The sequence below is a fragment of the Herpetosiphon sp. NSE202 genome (assembly GCF_042688385.1).
Lineage (GTDB): Bacteria > Chloroflexota > Chloroflexia > Chloroflexales > Herpetosiphonaceae > Herpetosiphon.
In genome coordinates this window covers 122,963-141,767 of sequence record NZ_JBHUPY010000004.1, presented here as the reverse complement: position 1 = coordinate 141,767, position 18,805 = coordinate 122,963, and the positions used below count along the sequence as shown (strand labels likewise).

Annotated in this window: 20 protein-coding genes; 7 read left to right on the top strand and 13 right to left on the bottom strand. The window is 50.9% G+C overall.

The window, feature by feature from the left end; translation table 11 throughout:
- Positions 1-253 precede the first annotated feature (253 nt).
- Together ACFMKP_RS06010 and ACFMKP_RS06005 are read right to left on the bottom strand one after the other, a co-directional pair.
- On the bottom strand, positions 254-1,858 hold the full coding sequence (locus tag ACFMKP_RS06010; RefSeq protein ID WP_382289973.1) for a CTP synthase: 1,605 nt from the start codon (positions 1,856-1,858) through the stop codon (positions 254-256).
- Between the two features lie 377 nt (positions 1,859-2,235).
- On the bottom strand, positions 2,236-2,685 hold the full coding sequence (locus tag ACFMKP_RS06005; protein WP_382289972.1) for a MarR family winged helix-turn-helix transcriptional regulator: 450 nt from the start codon (positions 2,683-2,685) through the stop codon (positions 2,236-2,238).
- 124 nt (positions 2,686-2,809) lie between these two features.
- Here ACFMKP_RS06005 and ACFMKP_RS06000 point away from each other — a divergent pair, with 124 nt between their 5' ends.
- The gene (locus tag ACFMKP_RS06000; protein ID WP_239584066.1) at positions 2,810-3,229 is read left to right on the top strand and encodes an organic hydroperoxide resistance protein; all 420 of its coding nucleotides are present in this window, start codon (positions 2,810-2,812) and stop codon (positions 3,227-3,229) included.
- Between the two features lie 65 nt (positions 3,230-3,294).
- Here the strand turns inward: ACFMKP_RS06000 and ACFMKP_RS05995 are convergent, their stop codons facing one another.
- The 7 genes from ACFMKP_RS05995 to ACFMKP_RS05965 form a co-directional block, all read right to left on the bottom strand.
- On the bottom strand, positions 3,295-3,993 hold the full coding sequence (locus tag ACFMKP_RS05995; RefSeq protein WP_382289970.1) for a hypothetical protein: 699 nt from the start codon (positions 3,991-3,993) through the stop codon (positions 3,295-3,297).
- Positions 3,994-4,141: 148 nt separating this feature from the next.
- Positions 4,142-4,954 (bottom strand): IucA/IucC family C-terminal-domain containing protein, encoded by an 813-nt coding sequence (locus tag ACFMKP_RS05990; protein ID WP_382289968.1) that lies wholly within the window; start codon positions 4,952-4,954, stop codon positions 4,142-4,144.
- 28 nt (positions 4,955-4,982) lie between these two features.
- The gene (locus ACFMKP_RS05985; RefSeq protein WP_382289966.1) at positions 4,983-6,038 is read right to left on the bottom strand and encodes an ABC transporter substrate-binding protein; all 1,056 of its coding nucleotides are present in this window, start codon (positions 6,036-6,038) and stop codon (positions 4,983-4,985) included.
- Between the two features lie 58 nt (positions 6,039-6,096).
- Positions 6,097-7,155, bottom strand: coding sequence for an ABC transporter substrate-binding protein (locus ACFMKP_RS05980; protein WP_382289964.1), 1,059 nt, complete (start codon positions 7,153-7,155; stop codon positions 6,097-6,099).
- A gap of 18 nt (positions 7,156-7,173) precedes the next feature.
- Positions 7,174-8,001, bottom strand: a complete 828-nt coding sequence (locus tag ACFMKP_RS05975) for an ABC transporter ATP-binding protein (RefSeq protein ID WP_382289962.1) — start codon at positions 7,999-8,001, stop codon at positions 7,174-7,176.
- A gap of 7 nt (positions 8,002-8,008) precedes the next feature.
- Complete coding sequence (locus tag ACFMKP_RS05970) at positions 8,009-9,064, bottom strand: FecCD family ABC transporter permease (RefSeq protein ID WP_382289960.1); 1,056 nt, start codon at positions 9,062-9,064, stop codon at positions 8,009-8,011.
- Complete coding sequence (locus ACFMKP_RS05965) at positions 9,061-10,104, bottom strand: FecCD family ABC transporter permease (protein ID WP_382289958.1); 1,044 nt, start codon at positions 10,102-10,104, stop codon at positions 9,061-9,063. The genes ACFMKP_RS05970 and ACFMKP_RS05965 overlap by 4 nt, the downstream gene beginning before the upstream one ends.
- Positions 10,105-10,697: 593 nt before the next feature.
- Between ACFMKP_RS05965 and ACFMKP_RS05960 the strand changes: the two genes are divergently transcribed.
- From ACFMKP_RS05960 to ACFMKP_RS05950, 3 genes are read left to right on the top strand one after another with little or no spacing between them, the layout of a single operon-like run.
- Positions 10,698-11,375 (top strand): succinate dehydrogenase cytochrome b subunit, encoded by a 678-nt coding sequence (locus ACFMKP_RS05960; RefSeq protein ID WP_382289956.1) that lies wholly within the window; start codon positions 10,698-10,700, stop codon positions 11,373-11,375.
- A gap of 10 nt (positions 11,376-11,385) precedes the next feature.
- Positions 11,386-13,299, top strand: a complete 1,914-nt coding sequence (locus ACFMKP_RS05955; protein ID WP_239584064.1) for a fumarate reductase/succinate dehydrogenase flavoprotein subunit — start codon at positions 11,386-11,388, stop codon at positions 13,297-13,299.
- 16 nt (positions 13,300-13,315) lie between these two features.
- On the top strand, positions 13,316-14,095 hold the full coding sequence (locus ACFMKP_RS05950) for a succinate dehydrogenase/fumarate reductase iron-sulfur subunit (protein ID WP_382289954.1): 780 nt from the start codon (positions 13,316-13,318) through the stop codon (positions 14,093-14,095).
- 253 nt (positions 14,096-14,348) lie between these two features.
- Here the strand turns inward: ACFMKP_RS05950 and ACFMKP_RS05945 are convergent, their stop codons facing one another.
- The gene (locus ACFMKP_RS05945) at positions 14,349-14,516 is read right to left on the bottom strand and encodes a hypothetical protein (RefSeq protein ID WP_382289952.1); all 168 of its coding nucleotides are present in this window, start codon (positions 14,514-14,516) and stop codon (positions 14,349-14,351) included.
- A 539-nt stretch (positions 14,517-15,055) separates the two neighbouring features.
- Positions 15,056-15,541: a hypothetical protein gene (locus ACFMKP_RS05940; protein ID WP_382289950.1), complete on the bottom strand. Its 486-nt coding sequence runs from the start codon at positions 15,539-15,541 to the stop codon at positions 15,056-15,058.
- A gap of 79 nt (positions 15,542-15,620) precedes the next feature.
- Here ACFMKP_RS05940 and ACFMKP_RS05935 point away from each other — a divergent pair, with 79 nt between their 5' ends.
- The gene (locus ACFMKP_RS05935; protein WP_382289948.1) at positions 15,621-16,259 is read left to right on the top strand and encodes a CatA-like O-acetyltransferase; all 639 of its coding nucleotides are present in this window, start codon (positions 15,621-15,623) and stop codon (positions 16,257-16,259) included.
- Between the two features lie 120 nt (positions 16,260-16,379).
- Positions 16,380-16,970, top strand: coding sequence for an SH3 domain-containing protein (locus ACFMKP_RS05930; RefSeq protein WP_382289946.1), 591 nt, complete (start codon positions 16,380-16,382; stop codon positions 16,968-16,970).
- Between the two features lie 43 nt (positions 16,971-17,013).
- On the opposite strand, the gene ACFMKP_RS05925 is transcribed toward ACFMKP_RS05930, so the two are convergent.
- Positions 17,014-17,283 carry a DUF2277 domain-containing protein gene (locus ACFMKP_RS05925; RefSeq protein WP_382289944.1) on the bottom strand — a complete coding sequence of 90 codons (270 nt, stop codon included), beginning with the start codon at positions 17,281-17,283 and terminating at the stop codon, positions 17,014-17,016.
- 6 nt (positions 17,284-17,289) lie between these two features.
- On the bottom strand, positions 17,290-17,826 hold the full coding sequence (locus ACFMKP_RS05920; protein WP_382289942.1) for a dihydrofolate reductase family protein: 537 nt from the start codon (positions 17,824-17,826) through the stop codon (positions 17,290-17,292).
- A gap of 125 nt (positions 17,827-17,951) precedes the next feature.
- Between ACFMKP_RS05920 and ACFMKP_RS05915 the strand changes: the two genes are divergently transcribed.
- Positions 17,952-18,608 (top strand): winged helix-turn-helix transcriptional regulator, encoded by a 657-nt coding sequence (locus ACFMKP_RS05915; protein WP_382289940.1) that lies wholly within the window; start codon positions 17,952-17,954, stop codon positions 18,606-18,608.
- Positions 18,609-18,805: the final 197 nt, after the last annotated feature.

Here is an 18,805-nt window from a genome sequence, read left to right as displayed (position 1 = left end):
ATAGAACATAAAAATTATGAATTATGAAGGATGAGGGATGAAAGGGCTAGGGGTCAGAAATCAAATGCCCATGACCCATAGCTATATCTTCGCGCTCTTCGTGTCCTTCGCGGTTTCAACTTTCCGTGTAATTTGTTGGGCAATTCGTGGCTAAAAAAAGCTCTACGTTAAAAAGATAGAGATCGAGCCACGATATGCCCGATCTCCAAAACATTTTAGCTGTAGTTTTGACTTTTGCCCTTTGACTTTGAGCTTACTCTGCGCTTTGCTCCAAGGCAGCTTGCACAAAATCGCGGAACAATGGATGTGGATTATTTGGCCGCGATTTGAATTCAGGGTGGAATTGCGAAGCCACAAACCATGGATGGTCGCGCAACTCAACAATCTCGACCAAACGGCCATCAGGTGAGTGCCCGCTAATCACAAAGCCAGCTGCTTCCATGGCTTTGCGATATTTGTTGTTAAATTCAAAGCGATGGCGATGACGTTCGAGGGCCAATTCACGGCCATAGGCTTTGGCTGCTTTGCTGCCTGGCGCTAAAATACAGGGGTAAACGCCCAACCGCATCGTGCCACCCTTGTCGCTAATATCCAATTGATCAGGCATAAAGTCGATCACAGGCAGTTTGGTATTAGGATTAAACTCGGTTGAATTCGCATCAGGAGCGTTTAACGCAAAGCGCGCAAATTCAATTGTGGCGCATTGCATGCCCAAACACAAGCCCAAGAAGGGAATCTTGTTTTCGCGAGCATAGCGCACAGCGCGAATTTTGCCCTCAACACCGCGATAGCCAAAGCCGCCAGGCACGATAATGCCTTGCACATCGCCAAGCATCGTCACCGGATCGGCAACTTCAAGTTCTTCCGATGAAACCCATTTGATCTCAACATGAATATCTTGGGCCCAACCAGCGTGGCGCACCGATTCGGCAACACTCATATAGGCATCGCGCAATTCAACATATTTGCCAACAATTGCCACGGTTGTATGGCGTTTTGGCTGTTTGATACCAGCAACCAACGAGCGCCATTCATCGAGCTGGACTGGCTGCGCAGCCAAGGCTAAGCGTTCGCAAATTAAATCGCCTAAACCTGCTTCTTCCAAAACCAATGGCACTTCATAGATTGTTTCAACGGTTGGCAGAGCAACTACAGCCTCGGTGGGCAAATCAGCAAACAGCGCGATTTTCTCGCGAATTTCATCATCAACTGGCAAATCGGAGCGACAAAGCACGACCGCTGGCGAGATGCCGACGCGGCGCAATTCGGCGATTGAGTGTTGGGTTGGCTTGGTTTTGAGTTCGCCGCTGGCTTGGAGGTAGGGCAGCAACGTGACGTGAATATAAATCACATTATCGCGGCCAACATCCTTTTTCATTTGGCGAATTGCTTCGAGGAATGGCAAGCTTTCGATATCGCCAACCGTGCCGCCAATTTCAACAATCACCACATCGGCGCTGGTATTTTTGGCAACGAGGGCCACGCGGCTCTTAATTTCGTTGGTGATATGCGGAATAACCTGAATCGTGCCGCCGAGGAAATCGCCACGGCGCTCTTTTTGAATTACAGAAGAATAAATTTGACCGGTTGTAATGTTATTAACGCGGGACAAATTTTCATCAATAAAGCGTTCGTAGTGGCCCAAGTCGAGGTCGGTTTCGGCTCCATCTTCGGTCACAAAGACCTCGCCATGTTGGTAGGGCGACATTGTGCCGGGGTCAACATTGATATATGGATCAAGTTTTTGAATTGAAACGCTAATACCACGACTTTTCAGCAAACGGCCCAGCGAGGCCACGGTGATCCCTTTGCCCACCGATGAGGCTACGCCACCCGTTACGAAAATATACTTCGTCATTGACTGTGCTCCGCGTTAAATAAAAAATCCGCACTGAATACATCAGTACGGGCCTTGATTATACCATAGATGGGTTGATTGTAGGTTGTGGCTTAATTCATGGTAGGTTCCCTCACCCCCCAGCCCTTACAAGGGTCGGTTTTGAGCGATTGGTCGGCGGTGGAACGTTCCCTCACCCCCCTCTGCTTGGAGGCGGGCGAGGGGGAGCACCCGTTTTCACCACCAATCATGCCAAACCCACACAACCAAAAGCCCCTCGCCCGCCTCCAAGCAGAGGAGCATTCTAGCCGTGCATCCAAAAGCATACCTGCATGAACCACAAAACAAAAAAGCCCCTCGCCCGCGCTCAGTGGGCGAGGGGTTGGGGTGAGGGAATTTTACTCAGGGCTATTGGCATCAACCGAAGCCATTACTTGGTGCAGCAAGCGTTTAAGCTCAAAATAATCGCTCGCATTGAGACCAAGTGCTTGAAAAATTGAGGCTGGCACATTGCTAGCCTGCTGACGCAAAGCCCGCCCAGCTTCAGTTAATTGAATTTCAACTTCACGTTCATCGCTGGCTCGGCGTTGGCGCTGCAAAAAGCCAGCACTTTCTAGCCGTTTGAGCAATGGCGAAAGCGTGCCCGAATCAAGCTGAAGCTGCTCGCCAAGCTGCTTGACGGTTTGGGCTTCGTGCTGCCACAACACCAACATCACCAAATATTGCGGGTAGGTCAAGCCCAACGCCTCTAAAAGTGGCCGATACGCCTTGTTAATTGCGCGTGAGGCCGCGTACACATCGAAGCACAATTGTTGCTCCAACAATAAGCCCTGTTCTGCCAAATTCATCGTCGGCCTCCTGTGTTTTGCATAACAGCACCGTAGCATGAAAATTAGCTCTTGACAAATTGAATTGCGCACAATATAATTGCTATAAATATAAATTGACTGTGTTTGAAGGAGCTTGACGATTATGGCACTTAAAACCTTATATACGACCACGATGACTGCAAGCGGCGGACGCACTGGCCAAGTAACTGCACCTGATGGCAGCTTGACCCTCGATTTAGCCTCACCCAAGGAATTAGGCGGGCCTGGTGGCGCGACCAACCCTGAGCAATTGTTTGCAGCTGGCTATGCTGCCTGTTTCCATAGTGCGCTGAGCTTGGTTGCCAAACATGCCAAAGCCGATGCTAGCGATTCAAGCGTGACTGGAACGGTTAGCCTTGGCGCAAATGCTCAAGGTGGCTATGGCTTGGCCGTAACCTTGACCGTCGATTTGCCTAAGGTCGAGCGCGAAACTGCCTTGGCCTTGGTCGAAAAAGCGCATACCGTTTGCCCATACAGCAACGCAACCCGTGGCAATATCGATGTTGAGCTGATCGTAAAATAACGTCGAGTTTTAACCCAGAGGCGCAGAGAATACTATTTTCTCTGCGCCTCTTTCTTTATGTAAAATTAAGTTGCTTTGAAATATTTTTGGCGCAGCCAAAGCCCAGCTGCCAAACAACCGAGGCCAAGCAAGACCCACCAAATCAAGCCTGAAGAGCCTTGGTTGCTTGCTGCTTGTTCGGCTTGCGGTTGCAGAGTTGCTTGCTCAAGTGTTGGAGTTGGTTGAGGTTGGAGCGTTGCTTGATTTTCGGTTGGAGTTAATTGAGCACTGGTTGGGGTTAAATCGCGTGGTTGGCGTGGTGGCTTGCCAACAGCCTCAAGAATTTCGGTCACAAACTCAGGCGTAACAGCAGCTGTCGGGCCACCATAACTATAATTAGCATACCACTGCCCATCTGGCCCAACATCGATGAAGAAAAAAAGCTGATCACCCACCTTGAGCGAGGTAAGGCAATCCGCCCCACCACCAAAACCCTCAACCGTTACGATCTTGTTGCCAATCCCTTTGAAATATTGATGCACGTCGATGGTTGCCGTTCTGATAGCGTAATTACTATTGGTTTTCCCGTCACTAATAACCGTACCTTCAAAAACAACCTTAGCTTCATTGACTCGACCAGTTGTAGTAATAGGATTTTGTTGTCCTCGCGCACCAGCTGGTGGTTGGGTGCAGGCCAGCGCAAAACTTGGCCATAAGCCCAAAACGACAGCCAAAACCATCGCCCAGCGCCGAACTGCCTTCGATTGAGTGGTTGCCAAAAGCATATGCGCTACCTCACCTAAATAGGCAACGCTGACGATTGTTTATGATCGTCAGCGTTACATCTAGCTACACATATACTAAGTGTATCAGGAGCAAATGGCGTTAAATTGGATGTTTAGGGCTAATTAGCGTTGCAGAATGTACAAATCTTTAGCTGCTTAACCCCGTCATGCGTTGCACGCGCTCAGCAGCCGGCAACAATGGGCAATCGTTGCAGTTTTGACCACCCTCAACTTGATAGTACAAGCAGCAACCACCACGTTGCAGAAACGTTGCAGCTTGGGTAGTTGCCGTATTCAGCTCAATATAGCCAGTTTTGCTGGCCTTCATGGCTGAACCTTTAGCACCAACGAAGGCCAAGCCTTCTGCACAAGCAGCATCAACTTGCTCAAGACGCTGGCCAACCCGCAAGAAAATGCCTGCACAGCGATCGGCGATGATGTTCCATTGAGCACGTTGGCCTAAGCCTGATTGCTCAGCGACCAATTGCACCACTGGAGCCAGATGTTGCTCGAATTGCTGGCGAAATTGTTCGCGCAAGCTGGCTTTATCTGCAAGCACAGTCACCCCAGCGTGGGTTTGATCAGCTGCTAAGCCGAAAAAACGCTGCGAGCCAAAGGCAACCTCTGGCTGATTGCCGTTGTCGTTGCTGGGGAAACGCGCCAACACATTGGATCGATCCATGTCGGGAACCCGTTGATCGATCAATAAGCTGGCAATCGCTGCCCCAGCCAGATACCAAACATATGAACTAATAAAGAACGAGCCAGCCAGACGACGCTTTGCCAGCTTGCGAACTTCGGCAAAGCTTGCAAGAATGGTGCTCAACATCGCTGGATCGGTCAATGCTGTAGCCGAGACCCAATCTGGCTCGGTTGGTTCGACAATCCGCGCAACCAAGTATTGATCCAAGATCGCGGCGCGTTCGAAGCTTTGGGCAAGTGGGCTACGTTCTACCTGCATATGCACATCCTCTATCAATAAACATTTTTTATTGCTTGGTCAAGCTCTTGACGACGCGTTCGGCCAATACTTCTGCTGATAAAGGGCCACCAAAGAACCAAACATCGCCACCCAATGGATAGGCTTGGCCCTTCTTCACAAAGTCAAGGCTATCCCAAAATGGCTTGATTGCGCCGCTGGCAAATGGGTTGTCATCATCGGCCACAACATACATAAAGTGAATATCGCCCAGCCCAGCCAAGGCTTCGCTACCCACGGTCGAGAACCCATAGACTTGGAAGGTGCTGTCAGTCCAAGCATTCTTAAGCCCAGTTTTAGCGATCAGTTTGGCAATCATCGAGTTGTCGGTGAACAAGCGAATTTCGGCGGCGCTGTTTGAGGTGTAGGCTTGCGCCAACACGTAGGGAGCATTTTCAAAGCCTGCTGCGGCCAAGGTTTGCTTGGCTTCGGCGTAGGTTTGCTCCATTTTGGACAACACAGCTTTGGCTTCTTCGGTCTTGCCCAGCACATCGGCAATCGTGTTGAAGGTTTCGATCATTTCGGTATATTGATCGCCTGATTCTGGATAGGCATTGAACACCAAGGTTGGGGCGATTGCGCTATATTGAGCATAGTTCTTTTCAGCATCATACTGAAGCGTAATAATCAGATCAGGCTTGATTGAGGCAATCGTTTCGAGGTTGGCTTCGCCACGGGTGCCAACATCAACTGCAGCTGGGCCTAATTCAACTGGCACATCAACCCATTTGTTGTAGCCTTCAATGTCGGCAACGCCTGCTGGTTGCACGCCCAAAGCCAAAAGATTTTCCACATAGACCCATTCGAGCACAACGACCTTTTGCGGAACACCAGTGATCGTGGTTTCGCCCATCACGTGCTTGATCGTGCGCGTGTCAGCAGTATCAGCTGGAGCAGTTGTTGCTTCGGCGGCAGCTTCGGTCGCGGCGGCGGTTGCTTCGGGCGTAGTCGTCGCGGTCGCGGCGGCAGCGGTGGTTGGTGCGGTCGTTGGGGCTTGGGTTGCTGCCGATGAACCACAGGCAGCCAACATGCTGACCAAGCCAATTAATGCCAAAAATCGTTGCATTGTGTATCTATTCCTGCTGGCCGCTCGCTATTCTCAAACGGCCAGCGCTAAATCAGGCTTATTTGCTTTCCGACAAGAGCGCTTCGGTGACTCGTTGGGCGAAGACTTCGGCGGCAATAGGGCCACCAAACGTCCAGGTTTGGCTATCCAAGGTGTGCGCCTTGCCAGCTTTGACGAACTCTAGGCTATCCCAGTAGGGTTTGATCGCGGCACTTTGGAAGGGATCGTTATTTTCTTCGGTGATGTAGAGCATGTGAATATCGCTGAACTGAGCCAAGGCTTCGGTGCCAACCGACGAGAAGCCCCAAACTTGGTAGGTTGGGTCTGACCAAGCGTTTTTCAAGCCCAACCGCTTGATAATTTCCATTACCGCAGCGTTGTCGGTGAACAAACGTACTTCAGCAGCGTTGTTGCTGGCGTAGGTTTGAGCTACCAACACCTTGGCATCAGCCAAACCAGCAGCAGCCAATTGCTCTTTGGAATCAGCAAAGGTTTGTTCCATCTTGGCCAACACTTGCGCGCCTTCAGTTTCTTTGCCCAAGACTGCGGCAATTGTGCTGAAGGTGGTGGTCATTTCGGCGTATGGATGGCCTTCGCCCTCTTTCAAGTAGGGATTGAACATCATCGTTGGAGCGATTGCGTTCAATTGATCGTAGATCGTTTCGCCGCGCAACGAGCCAACCAAAATCAGGTCTGGCTTCAACGCAGCAATCGTTTCAAAATCGGGCGCTGGATTTGCCCCAATTGAAACCACGCTAGGATCAATCGTCAGCGGCAAATCAATCCACTTAGGATAATTTTCCAAATCGATAGCGCCAACTGGTTGCACGCCCAAGGCCACAACATCTTCCAAATACATCCAGTCAAGGGCGATAACCCGTTGAGGAACATTTGGAATGCTGATTTCGCCCAACGCGTGGGTGAAGGTGCGCGTGCCACTGATGGCAGTTGTATCGCTAGCGGCAGCTTCGGTTGGCGCGGTTGGTGCAGCGCTGGCCTCGGTTGGAGCCGTGGTCGCGATCACTGGGGCGCTGGTTGGAGTGCTGGCTGCACCGCCACAGGCTGCTAACACCGTCAATAGCAAGCCACAAGAGAGTAAACGAGAAAAACGAACCATTGAAAGTTACTCCTAGGGTTAAGCGCGGCTGCCAACAGCATCCGCATACAGGGTCTCTGTAGCTTCCGCAGCACACAGACCATACGGAATGCACAATGGCACGCCGGTGCGCGGATCGGGGATGACTTCAGCTTCGATGCCAAACACAGCGCGTAACAACGACGGTGTAATTACATCGCGCGGCGCTCCGGCGGCTTGCACAACGCCAGCCCGCAGCGCAATCACATGATCGGCATGGCGGGTGGCATGGTTCAAATCATGCACCACCATCACAATCGTGCGGCTTGATTGACGATTAAGCTGCTCTAAAAGCTGTAAAACTTCAACTTGATGGGCCAAATCCAAAAAGGTGGTTGGCTCGTCAAGCAGGATAATATCGGTTTCTTGGGCGAGGGTCATGGCGATCCACGCGCGTTGGCGTTGACCGCCAGAAAGCGCATCGACCGCACGATCAGCCAATTCGACCATGTTGGTAATTTCAAGTGCCGAGCGCACGGCTTGCTCATCTGCCGCCGACCATTGTTGAAACCAGCGCTGGTGTGGATAGCGGCCTTGCGCCACCAACTCACGCACGGTCAGGCCTTCGGGCGCAACCGGATTTTGGGGCAAAATGCCCAGTTGGGTTGCTAATTGACGGGTTGGAATGCGCTGCACATCGTGGCCATCAAGCACAACTGCGCCATGCTTGGGCTTAATCAAACGCGCCAACCCACGCAACAAGGTCGATTTGCCACAGCCGTTGGGGCCAATCAAAGCGGTAATCTGCCCAGCAGGCAGCGTGATCGACAACTGATCGAGAATGTTGGGGCCATCGTAGCCCAAGGTTAATGTATCGGTTGCTAACATCACGTCCTCACTTTGTTTTGGCATGTTGGTAGAGCATTGTCAGGAAAAACGGCACGCCAATCACGGCGGTCACAAGGCCACAAGGAATTTCGTTGGGCGCAGCAATTGTGCGGCCAATCCAGTCGGAAGCCACCAGCAGCAACGCGCCAAGCATGCCAGCGGTCGGCACAAGCCCCGTGTGATCGGTACCAACCAAACGCCGAGCTACGTGCGGCGCGATCAAGCCCACAAAGCTAATTACCCCAGCCACGGCAACGCTTGCGCCAGCCAAGGCCACGGCAACAAATAAAATCCAGGCTCGTTGACGGCCAACATTCACGCCCAAACCTAAGGCGACATCTTCGCCAAGGTGGAGGCTGTTGAGCTGGCGAGCTTGGAACCAAGCCAAGGGCACAGCAATCGCGACCCACGGCGCAAAGGCCCAAAAATCGACCCACGAGCGGCCATAAACGCTGCCCGTTAGCCAAATCATGGCCCGTTGCACATCGTAAATATTGCCAATCGTAATCACCAAGGTTGTGACGGCGGAACCAACCGCACTCAAGCCAACCCCGATTAAGATCAAGCGCATCGGCGAATCGCCACCCTTGCGCCAAGCCAAAACATACATCAAGCCAGCGGCAACCAAGGCCCCAGCAAAAGCCGCGACCGGAATCCAGCGAGCTGGGAAATTGCGCACCAAGATTGTCAACACAACCGCGACCAAGCCAGCACCAGTGTTGATGCCCATAATGCTCGGGTCGGCCAGTGGATTGCGGGTCAGGCCTTGCAGCAATGCGCCCGATGTGCCAAGCGCCAAGCCAACCAAGGCCGAAAGCAGCATGCGAGGCAAGCGCAGAGTCCGCACAATCAGAACATGTTGCGGGTCGCCAGTTTCCATGCCAAGCAAGGTTTTAACCACATCTAATGGGCTAATTTCATATTCGCCAACACCCATGTTGATGATCATAATTGCTAGCACCAATAGCCCGACAATCAGCCCAACTTTGGGCAAACGGCGGTCGATGCGCAGCGAAAATCGCGCATGCTTGGGTCGAACGGTAATCCATGGAAATGTTTTCATCGTTGCACCCGCCAGCGTACAAGGTAAATAAACATTGGGCCGCCGAGCAGCGCGGTAACAACGCCAACTGGAATTTCCATCGGACGCACAACAACCCGCCCAATAATATCGGCCAAGACCAGCAGCAAGGCCCCGCCAATAGCGCAATAGGGCAAAAGCCAACGATAATCGATGCCAACGATAAAGCGCATAATGTGCGGCACCAACAAGCCCAAAAAGCCAATTGGCCCAGCCAAGGCAACCGCGCTGCCAGCCAAGAGCACCACGGCAATTGCCGCAATCACTTTGACCCAGCCGGTGCGTTGGCCCAAGCCCCGCGCCACATCTTCGCCCAAGGCCATCGCCGTCAGCGAGCGCCCAAGGCTCAGCGCCAGCACCGTGCCAACCACAACGTAGGGTAGGCTCTCGGCGATTAAGCCCAAATCGCGCCCAGCAACTGTGCCCGCCAACCACAAGCGCACTTCATCAAGCGTTTGTTGGTTGAGAATCAGAATGGCGCTAGTAAACGAGCTACAGAAGGCCGTGATCATGGCTCCTGCAAGGGTTAATTTGAGCGGAGTTGGCCCGCCGCGGCCCAAAGAGCCAAGGCTATAGACCAGCACAGCCGTAACCGCGGCCCCAGCAAAAGCAAAAATCGAATACAAATTGAGGGTTTTGATGTCGAAGAAGGTGATTGCCAGCACCACGCCCAAGGCTGCGCCGCTTTCAATGCCCAACAATCCAGCATCAGCAAGTGGATTGCGGGTCAAGCCCTGCATAATTGCTCCTGCCAAAGCCAAAATGGCCCCGACAATCGCCGCCACCAGCACTCGAGGCATGCGCAGGGTGCGAATAATCAGATGTTGGGTCGAAGTCGAATCGTAATTAAATAATGCTGCCCAGACTGTGCTTGGCGCAACATTTGTTGCCCCAAAATTAATGCTAAGCGTCATAATCACCAGCAACAAGCCAGTTACTAGCAGAAGGCCGATTGCTAAAGCTGCAGCGGCGCGACGTTTCGGTTTGGGCTGCGATGTTGGTTGTGCAAGAGTAACCGCCACGTTGATAACTCCGTCGATCAACCGTTTTTTAAGCGCAATAAAACGACCAACGCCCAAATGCTTGGCTCGGAAAATCGCAAATTGCTCAACGGTTGGGGTAAACTTCGCCGCAAAATTCAGCTTGATTAATCCAAAACTGAACCAATAAAGACAATTTAATCAGTCTTTATTGTCTTTATTGCGGGTAAGTATAGTCGCTTCAGGCTATTTGTCAAATCACTCATTGGAAAAAGTTGCAGTTAAAACAGTTTACTCTATATTATCCGTCTTTATTAGTGAAATGATTGGCTAAAAGACGTAAACATAGAGAGGAATCGCGTATTGATGATGGCAATGGGATCATGGATGTTAATAGAATATTTGTGCTATCAACCTCCGTTTTAGGTTATAATAAAGCTATAAATCACTATTTCGCCTAATGCTTAATTTGGTTGCTGAAGCAGATTATTCGCCGCCATGTGGCGTTTGAAGCCAGCGCCAACGTATGTGGACAAAGCTTCACCCACGTGCAGCAAGTGTTTCACCTAAAATGAGTTTTAAGCGATAATATAGAAGGTAAAGATGCCACGTCGGAACAGATAAAGGAGTCAGTAATGACTGGGGTACTTTCTTTCTACCGAACATCCATCGGGAAGAAGGTCGTGATGGCCGTGACGGGCCTGATTGGCGTGGGCTTCGTCATCGGGCATATGCTTGGCAATCTCCAAATTTATTTGGGAGCCGAAGCATTGAACAAGTATGCGGCGTTTCTCAAGAGCACTGGCGAGTTGCTGATTGTTGTGCGGGTTGTGCTGCTGACCGCAGTCATTCTACACATCATCGCTGCCGTGCAATTGACGATTGAAAACCGCAAATCGCGACCGCAACGTTACGTCAAAAAACAGCACGTCGAATCGACCTTCGCCAGCCGCACCATGCGCTATGGCGGGGTAATTTTGCTGTTGTTTATCGTCTACCATATTTTGCACTTTACACTAGGTAAAGCGCCTGGTACGCCACCGGAGTTCGACGTACACAATGTTTTCAACAATGTGGTCTATGGCTTCCAAAACCTGTGGGTTTCGCTCTTTTATATTTTAGCGATGCTTGCCCTTGGATTGCACATGGCTCACGGGGTTTGGAGCTTGTTCCAAACTTTAGGCTTAAACAACCGCCGTTTTAATCGGTTGCTGCGTAATGCTGCCCTCGGCATTGGCACCTTGTTGTTTTTGGGAAATATTTCGATTCCGATTGCGGTCTTAGTTGGTTTCCTAGAACCAGTAGCGAAATAGGTGACGCATTATGCAATTGAATGCCAAAATTCCAGCAGGGCCGCTGGAAGATAAATGGGATCAGCACCGCTTCGACATGAAGCTGGTCAATCCTGCCAATAAGCGTAAATACACCGTTTTGGTGGTTGGTTCAGGCTTGGCAGGCGCTTCTGCTGCTGCTTCATTGGCCGAGCTTGGCTATAACGTCAAGTGTTTCTGCTTCCAAGATAGCCCCCGTCGCGCCCACAGTATCGCGGCGCAAGGTGGCATCAACGCTGCCAAGAACTATCAAAATGACGGCGATAGTGTGCGCCGTTTGTTCTACGATACGATCAAAGGTGGCGATTATCGCGCCCGCGAAGCAAATGTGTATCGTTTGGCGCAAGTCAGCGTCAATATTATTGACCAATGTGTGGCCCAAGGTGTGCCATTTGCCCGTGAGTACGGTGGCGTAATGGCCAACCGTTCATTCGGTGGCGCACAAGTTTCGCGTACCTTCTACGCGCGCGGCCAAACCGGCCAACAATTGTTGCTCGGCGCTTACTCAGCGCTCGAACGCCAAATTGGCTTGAAAAAAGTCGCCATGTATTCGCGCTGCGAAATGTTGGATATTGTGTTGGTTGATGGCAAAGCGCGTGGGATTATCACCCGCGATTTGATCAACGGCAAGATCGAACGCCACGCAGGCGATGCAGTTGTGTTGGCAACTGGTGGTTACGGCAACGTCTTCTACCTTTCAACCAACGCCAAAGGCTGTAACGTAACGGCCAGCTATCGTGCTTACAAACGTGGCGCGGCGTTTGCCAACCCATGTTTTACTCAAATTCACCCAACCTGTATTCCAGTTGCAGGCGATCATCAATCAAAATTGACCTTGATGAGCGAATCGTTGCGCAACGACGGACGGATTTGGGTTCCCAAGAAGGCTGGCGACACTCGCGCTGCCAAGGATATTCCCGAAAGCGAACGCGATTATTATCTCGAACGCAAATATCCTTCGTTTGGCAACCTCTCGCCGCGTGATATTTCCTCGCGCGCTGCTAAAGAAGTGTGTGATGAAGGCCGTGGCGTAGGCCCAGGTGGCTTGGGCGTGTATCTCGATTTTGCCGATTCGATCAAGCGTTTGGGCAAAAATATGATTGCCGAGCGTTATGGTAACTTGTTTGAAATGTACGAACGAATCACTGGCGAAAATCCCTACGAAGTGCCAATGCGGATTTATCCCGCCGTGCACTACACGATGGGCGGCTTGTGGGTCGACTACAACTTGATGAGCAACATCGAAGGCTTGCACGTCTTGGGCGAAGCCAACTTCTCCGACCACGGCGCAAACCGTTTGGGCGCGAGCGCCTTGATGCAGGGCTTGGCCGATGGCTACTTCATTTTGCCCTACACGATTGGCAACTACATCGCGGGCGCTAAGTTGAACCCAGTCACGACCGATCACCCAGCTTTTGCTGAAACTGAGCGCGAAGCAACCAACCAAATCAACCAATTGCTGCAAATTAATGGCAAACGCTCAGTCGATGATTTCCATCGCGAGCTTGGCAAAGTGATGTGGGATTATTGTGGTATGGCGCGCAACGATGCAGGCTTGCGCACCGCCTTGGAACGAATTCCCCAAATTCGCGAAGAATTCTGGCGCGACGTGCGCGTACCAGGTAGCGGCACATACTTCAACCAAGAGTTGGAGAAAGCAGGCCGCTTGGCCGACTTCCTCGAATTTGCCGAGTTGATGTGCCACGATGCCTTGATGCGCACCGAATCGTGTGGCGGTCACTTCCGCACCGAAAGCCAAACCGAGGATGGCGAAGCCAAACGCGATGACGAAAACTTCACTTTTGTGGCCGCTTGGGAATACAAGGGCGTTGGCACGAAGCCAACCATGCACAAAGAAGTTCTCGAATTCGAAAACGTTCACCTTTCAACTCGTTCGTACAAGTAATCGCTGAGGTGCTTCAATGAAGTTAAAATTGCACATTTGGCGACAAGATAACGCCAAAACAGCAGGCAAAATGGTCAGCTACGATGCCAACCATGTCAGCCCTGATATGTCATTTCTCGAAATGCTCGATGTGCTCAACCAAGAGTTGATCACCAAGGGCGACGATCCAGTTGCTTTCGACCACGACTGCCGCGAAGGAATTTGCGGTGCTTGTTCGATGGTGATCAACGGGATTCCTCACGGGCCACAGCGGGCAACCACCACCTGCCAATTGCATATGCGCTCATTCAAAGATGGCGATGAAGTGTATATTGAGCCATGGCGCGCCGAGCCATTCCCTGTGATCAAGGACTTGGCCGTTGATCGCGCCGCCCTGGACCGAATTATTGCCGCTGGTGGCTTTATTTCGGTTGGCACTGGTGCGCCACCTGATGGTAATGCCATTCCAATTCCCAAAGAAATTTCCGATTTGGCAATGGATGCTGCTGCTTGTATTGGCTGTGGGGCGTGTGTCGCCGCATGTCCAAACGGCTCAGCAATGTTGTTCACCGCCGCGAAAGTCTCGCACCTTAACTTGCTGCCTCAAGGCGAGCCAGAAAAAGACCAACGGGTGATCAACATGGTTGCCCAAATGGATGCAGAAGGCTTTGGCAACTGTACCAACTATGCAGAATGCCAAGCAGCATGTCCGAAGGAAATTAGCATTCAGTTTATCGCCAAGATGAACCGCGACCTGATTCGGGCTAAGCTACGTGAAGGCAACAACGCAGGCTCGGGCAAAACCGGCGGGGCATAGAAACTCGGGATTGGTTGTTGGTAGGTGGGGATCGGGCTTGTACTAGCTCGATCCCCGTTTTTGATCCACGAAGCGCACGAAGCGCACGAAGGGATGAAACCACGAAGAGAGCGAAGAGGGCGAAGATATGCATTGGCATTTGATTTCTGACCCCTAGCCCCTGATGCCTATTTTGACTTTTGACTTTTGACTTCATCCCTCATCCCTATGTTCTATGTTCTTTGCTCTATGTTCTATGTTCTTTTCGCTTGCTTCAACGAGGATAAACAATCACAGGAATAACCTTGCCAAGTGCAAGCGGCACGCTTTGTTGGCCAGTCACAATATCGCAAAAAATCAGCACGGCTTGGTTATCAACATAGGCAATCATTCCCAGCAGAGTGGGGCTAACCAACTTAATAGAGCCAGTATACGCAGGCAAAACAATTGTCGTTAATTGTTGTTGATCAGCAATTCGAAATACTAAGCCCTCCCGTTGTTGTTGAATTGGCGAAGCTGCATCACAGCTTGGACTAGAAGGTCGCCATTGCCATGGAGTGGGGGGGTCTCAACTGAGGGCCAAAAGATACTGGCTATTCGGTGTTCTGCCCAATAATTAGATCGGTCTTGGTTTGCAGATTCTTAACCCCCAAATTCGGGGTGCCAAGAGCTGCCGCCATGGGCCAATAAGCCATGCTCAATATCTAAAAACGTGTCGCCAATTCCACTTTCGCCACTAAGCCGAATTGATTGCTTGAGTGGATCAGGTTGGGTTGGATCAAAGAACCTAATTGATGCCGATGAGATTGGTCTATTGATTGAAGAGAGTTCATAAATGCCACTCGCAGTCCAACCAATAAACCAGTCAGTAACCTTCAGATTTCCTTGAGATTCGTGCAATACCTGCCTAGCCCATGTTTGCAGATTGATTAGCTCAAGTCGATTCCTATCCGCTAGGCTGGTTGCTCCCAAACTAAAAGTTCACATTGCTACATAATCAAGCTTGGGTGAAAATTGAAAGTGTCTGCGCCACGAAATCTCGACGTGATCAGTCAATACCTGAGCTGCGAACGGTTGTTCAGGCAGCGGATTTGGCCGATAGAGGATAGGCAAGGGCAATCCTTGCTCTCGATAGATCAACCCATCCGTTTCGGTCGTAATCATGGTTTGCTGGCCGAGGCCATTGATCGCAAGCAGTGGTGCAGGATAAATACTTTCCTCAACCCCCACCTCAGCAGAAGTCAAATGAATTGCCTCAGGATCTTTTTGGTTAAGGCCAACCAAACTAACCAGCTTCTTGCCTACGCTGACCACTTGCGCAACACCAAAGGCTACCCAATGATTCCTGCCGATCAGCAGAGCTATAGCCAAATTGTGCAGGCAATTCAAGCGAATTTGAGCGCCGAAGCATGCGCAACAAAACCAACACTTGAGCTTACAACGAGCACTTAGCTTGGCGCTTGCCAATTAGCACCTGCTTTGCAGTGAGTTGACGATCAGCCATCGCTGTTTATACTAGGCCACAGTATCGTTTATAAGGAAGCATATGCGTACCATTGATCTTGCTACATGGCCCCGTCGTCAGCACTTTGCCCACTACCATAGCATGACCTACCCGCACTTTAGTTTATGTGCCAATGTTGATATTCAAACTTGGTATCAGGCGATTAAAGCCCGCCAAATGCGATTAAGCACTAGCCTAACCTTTGTGTTTGCGCGGGCCGCCAATGAGCAAGTGGCCTTTCGCTGGCGAATTCGCGGCGATAGCGTGGTTGAGCACGAGCGGGTTGATCCTTCACCGACTGTTTTGCTCGATAACGATTTATTTAGCTTTTGCGTTATTCCCTATCACTCAAATTATGCAGAATTCGCGCCGCTAGCTGAGGCCAAAGTTGCTGCGGTCAAGGCCAATCCAATAATCAGCGACGAGCCAGGCCAAGATAATCTGCTCTACATGACGAGCATTCCGTGGGTTAGTTTCACAGGCATCATGCACCCCGTTCATCTCAACCCAATTGATTCAGTGCCACGCATTTCTTGGGGCAAACACACCCTCGAAGGTCAACGGCGGCTCATGCCTTTAGCCGTACAAGTGCATCATAGCCTAATGGATGGCTTGCATGTTGGGCGCTTCTATGAGCGCGTTCAAGCCATTTTAGATACTCCCGCTGAATTTTTAGATTAATTAGAGATTTGCTGTTGGAGGGTGCATGCTTTTCGCAATTGCATCCTTCAACACAGTAACATTTTAAGCACAGTGGCGTATACAATCCGGCCTTTGATGTATTGAAGTTATGAGGGATGTATGCGACGAGGTTTGTTACTTGGGCTTGGGATTTTGTTGTTGGCTGGCTGTGGACGGGCCAAAACTCCGCTTGTGCCAATATCAGTGACCCAAGAATCCCTCATCATGCGATTCGAAAGCCCAACGCCCCTACCACCAACACAAACACCGTTGGTTAGCTCAGTCAGCGCTGTTTCGAATTTGCGGGCTGAGCCAAGCACCGATGCAGCGATTATTACCACAATTGATCCGCAAACGTCAATCTTGATTTTGGCGCAACGCAACGATGGCAATCACCTGTGGTATCGGGTGCGGGTTAATGATTATCTTGGTTGGATGAGCGCCAGTTTGTTCAATTTGCCAACTGAGCAACAAGCCAGCTTGCCGTGGGAACAGGCCATGGTGGCGACAGCAGCGCCAACTCTTCAGCCAACCAATCGTCCCTATGCGACCAACCGTCCATCCGGACCAACCAGGTCATACCCTACCACCAGACCGCAGGCTCCCAGTCGGCCAAGCAAGCCAAAGCCGCCGATAACCAGCAAACCACAGCCCGCCAAGCCAAAGCCGCCAACAAGCAGTAAACCGCCAAGCTCAAAACCACGCCGCTAATTCCAGCTGGAATTAGCAAGCGTGATCAGGAATGAGCAGCTGGTTATTTTCCAAAGCGCTGGGCATTACGCGCCTGCGCTTTGTGCTTTTCAGTCTCACGATCTTTGGCTGGGCTAGTCGTTTGCAACGCATCCAAGAGAGTTTGGGCATTGGCGGTTATCGCTGCCACAGCTGCCTCGAAGGCCTCGCGATTGGCAGCAGAAGGTTGATTGAAGCCGCTAATTTTGCGCACAAATTGCAGCGCAGCAGCTTGAATCTCATCTTCGGTTGCTGGTGGCTCAAAATTGAACAATGGGCGAATGTTACGACACATAACGTGTTACTCCGCTGCTGGTTCAATGCGCTGATATTTCAGCATTGCCACGCCAGTGCTCATGGTGCGGGTTTCGACGAGTTTGAGGGTTGCGCTTGTGCCTTGGTGAAAGAGGCGTTGGCCTTCACCAAGCACAACAGGGTAGATCAGCAGGCGATATTCATCAATCAAATTGTGCTTGATCAAGCTATCGGATAAAACGGTGCTGCCGTAAATCAATAAATTTTGTTCTTTACGCAGCTCGCGAATTTGCTCGATTACGTCGCCCTTCAAAAAAGTAGCGTTCCACTCGGGCGTTTCAAGGGTGTTGGTTGGCACATATTTGGGCAAGGCATTGATCTGTTCAGCACCTTCATCTTTGGATTCGGGCCATGCTTTGGCAAAACCCTCATAGGTTACCCGACCAAGCAGCAAGGCCGTACATTCAGCTGATTCTTCGCCCTTGAAGGCTGCAATATCATCAGACCAATAGGGCATCGACCAGCCAGGATTTTCGACCACACCATCGAGTGAGACAAACATGGTTAGTACAATCTTACCCATACGTACATTCCCTTTACACTAATAGAACATATTTGCTATAATATAAGCACTACTTCAAAAAGTCAAGCCCTAATTTCAGGTATACTTGTAGATAATCCTATTGTTGAAGTATATGTTGAAGCATTATGAATAATCGCAGTTACAACCAATATTGTGGGCTGGCCTATGGCCTCGAAATTCTTGGCGAACGTTGGACAATCCTCGTCATTCGTGAGCTGATTGCTGGGCCGCGACGGTTTAAAGATTTGCTTAATGGCCTACCAGGCATTAGCACCAACCTGCTCACCGAGCGGCTCAAACACCTTGAGCAGCAAGGCCTGATTGTGCGCCAAGTGCTCGCGCCCCCAGCTGGCTCGACCGTCTATGCCCTGACCGATGTAGGCCGCGCGCTTGAGCCAAGTTTGCTCGAATTGGGCAAATGGGGCAGCAAATTTGTGCCAACCAATACTGAAAATGTGCATATGTTGAACATTGGCTCGTATGCCTTGACCCTCAAAACCTTTTTTCGCCCACAGCAAGCCCAATTCCATGAACGCTATCAATGGCATGTTGATGGCGAATTGCTGAGCGTGACGATTGATCACGGTCAATTAATCGTTCAGCAAGGGCCGAGCCAGCAACCAGCAATCATGCTGCACACCACAATTGAGCATTATTTACAACTATTGCAAGGTGCGCTCAAACCTGAGCAAGCAATTGCCCAAGGGCTTGTGCAGCTCCAAGGCGATCGCGATGCCCTAAATCGTTTTCTTATGTGCTGTGCAATTAATCCACCAGAATAAATTTCCCTCACCTCAGACCTACCCTCACCCCAACCCCTCTCCCGTGGCGCGGGCGAGGGGCTTTAACTCGATGGTTCTAGCACAATTCGTCGGTAAAAACCGGTGCTCCCCCTCGCCCGCGTTTTCGTGGGAGAGGGGTTGGGGTGAGGGGATCTTAAACCACGCTAGGCAAATTTTTGCAGGCTTGACAAACCTTT

Excerpts from the sequence above, each read along its gene's own strand:
- ACFMKP_RS05975 (WP_382289962.1), bottom strand. The coding sequence starts at position 8,001 with ATGTTAGCAACCGATACATTAACCTTGGGCTACGATGGCCCCAACATT.
- ACFMKP_RS05935 (WP_382289948.1), top strand. The coding sequence starts at position 15,621 with ATGCGTACCATTGATCTTGCTACATGGCCCCGTCGTCAGCACTTTGCC.
- ACFMKP_RS06000 (WP_239584066.1), top strand. The coding sequence starts at position 2,810 with ATGGCACTTAAAACCTTATATACGACCACGATGACTGCAAGCGGCGGA.
- ACFMKP_RS05990 (WP_382289968.1), bottom strand. The coding sequence starts at position 4,954 with ATGCAGGTAGAACGTAGCCCACTTGCCCAAAGCTTCGAACGCGCCGCG.
- ACFMKP_RS05920 (WP_382289942.1), bottom strand. The coding sequence starts at position 17,826 with ATGGGTAAGATTGTACTAACCATGTTTGTCTCACTCGATGGTGTGGTC.
- ACFMKP_RS05930 (WP_382289946.1), top strand. The coding sequence starts at position 16,380 with ATGCGACGAGGTTTGTTACTTGGGCTTGGGATTTTGTTGTTGGCTGGC.
- ACFMKP_RS05925 (WP_382289944.1), bottom strand. The coding sequence starts at position 17,283 with ATGTGTCGTAACATTCGCCCATTGTTCAATTTTGAGCCACCAGCAACC.
- ACFMKP_RS06005 (WP_382289972.1), bottom strand. The coding sequence starts at position 2,685 with ATGAATTTGGCAGAACAGGGCTTATTGTTGGAGCAACAATTGTGCTTC.
- ACFMKP_RS05995 (WP_382289970.1), bottom strand. The coding sequence starts at position 3,993 with ATGCTTTTGGCAACCACTCAATCGAAGGCAGTTCGGCGCTGGGCGATG.
- ACFMKP_RS06010 (WP_382289973.1), bottom strand. The coding sequence starts at position 1,858 with ATGACGAAGTATATTTTCGTAACGGGTGGCGTAGCCTCATCGGTGGGC.
- ACFMKP_RS05915 (WP_382289940.1), top strand. The coding sequence starts at position 17,952 with ATGAATAATCGCAGTTACAACCAATATTGTGGGCTGGCCTATGGCCTC.
- ACFMKP_RS05970 (WP_382289960.1), bottom strand. The coding sequence starts at position 9,064 with ATGAAAACATTTCCATGGATTACCGTTCGACCCAAGCATGCGCGATTT.
- ACFMKP_RS05960 (WP_382289956.1), top strand. The coding sequence starts at position 10,698 with ATGACTGGGGTACTTTCTTTCTACCGAACATCCATCGGGAAGAAGGTC.
- ACFMKP_RS05950 (WP_382289954.1), top strand. The coding sequence starts at position 13,316 with ATGAAGTTAAAATTGCACATTTGGCGACAAGATAACGCCAAAACAGCA.
- ACFMKP_RS05955 (WP_239584064.1), top strand. The coding sequence starts at position 11,386 with ATGCAATTGAATGCCAAAATTCCAGCAGGGCCGCTGGAAGATAAATGG.
- ACFMKP_RS05985 (WP_382289966.1), bottom strand. The coding sequence starts at position 6,038 with ATGCAACGATTTTTGGCATTAATTGGCTTGGTCAGCATGTTGGCTGCC.
- ACFMKP_RS05980 (WP_382289964.1), bottom strand. The coding sequence starts at position 7,155 with ATGGTTCGTTTTTCTCGTTTACTCTCTTGTGGCTTGCTATTGACGGTG.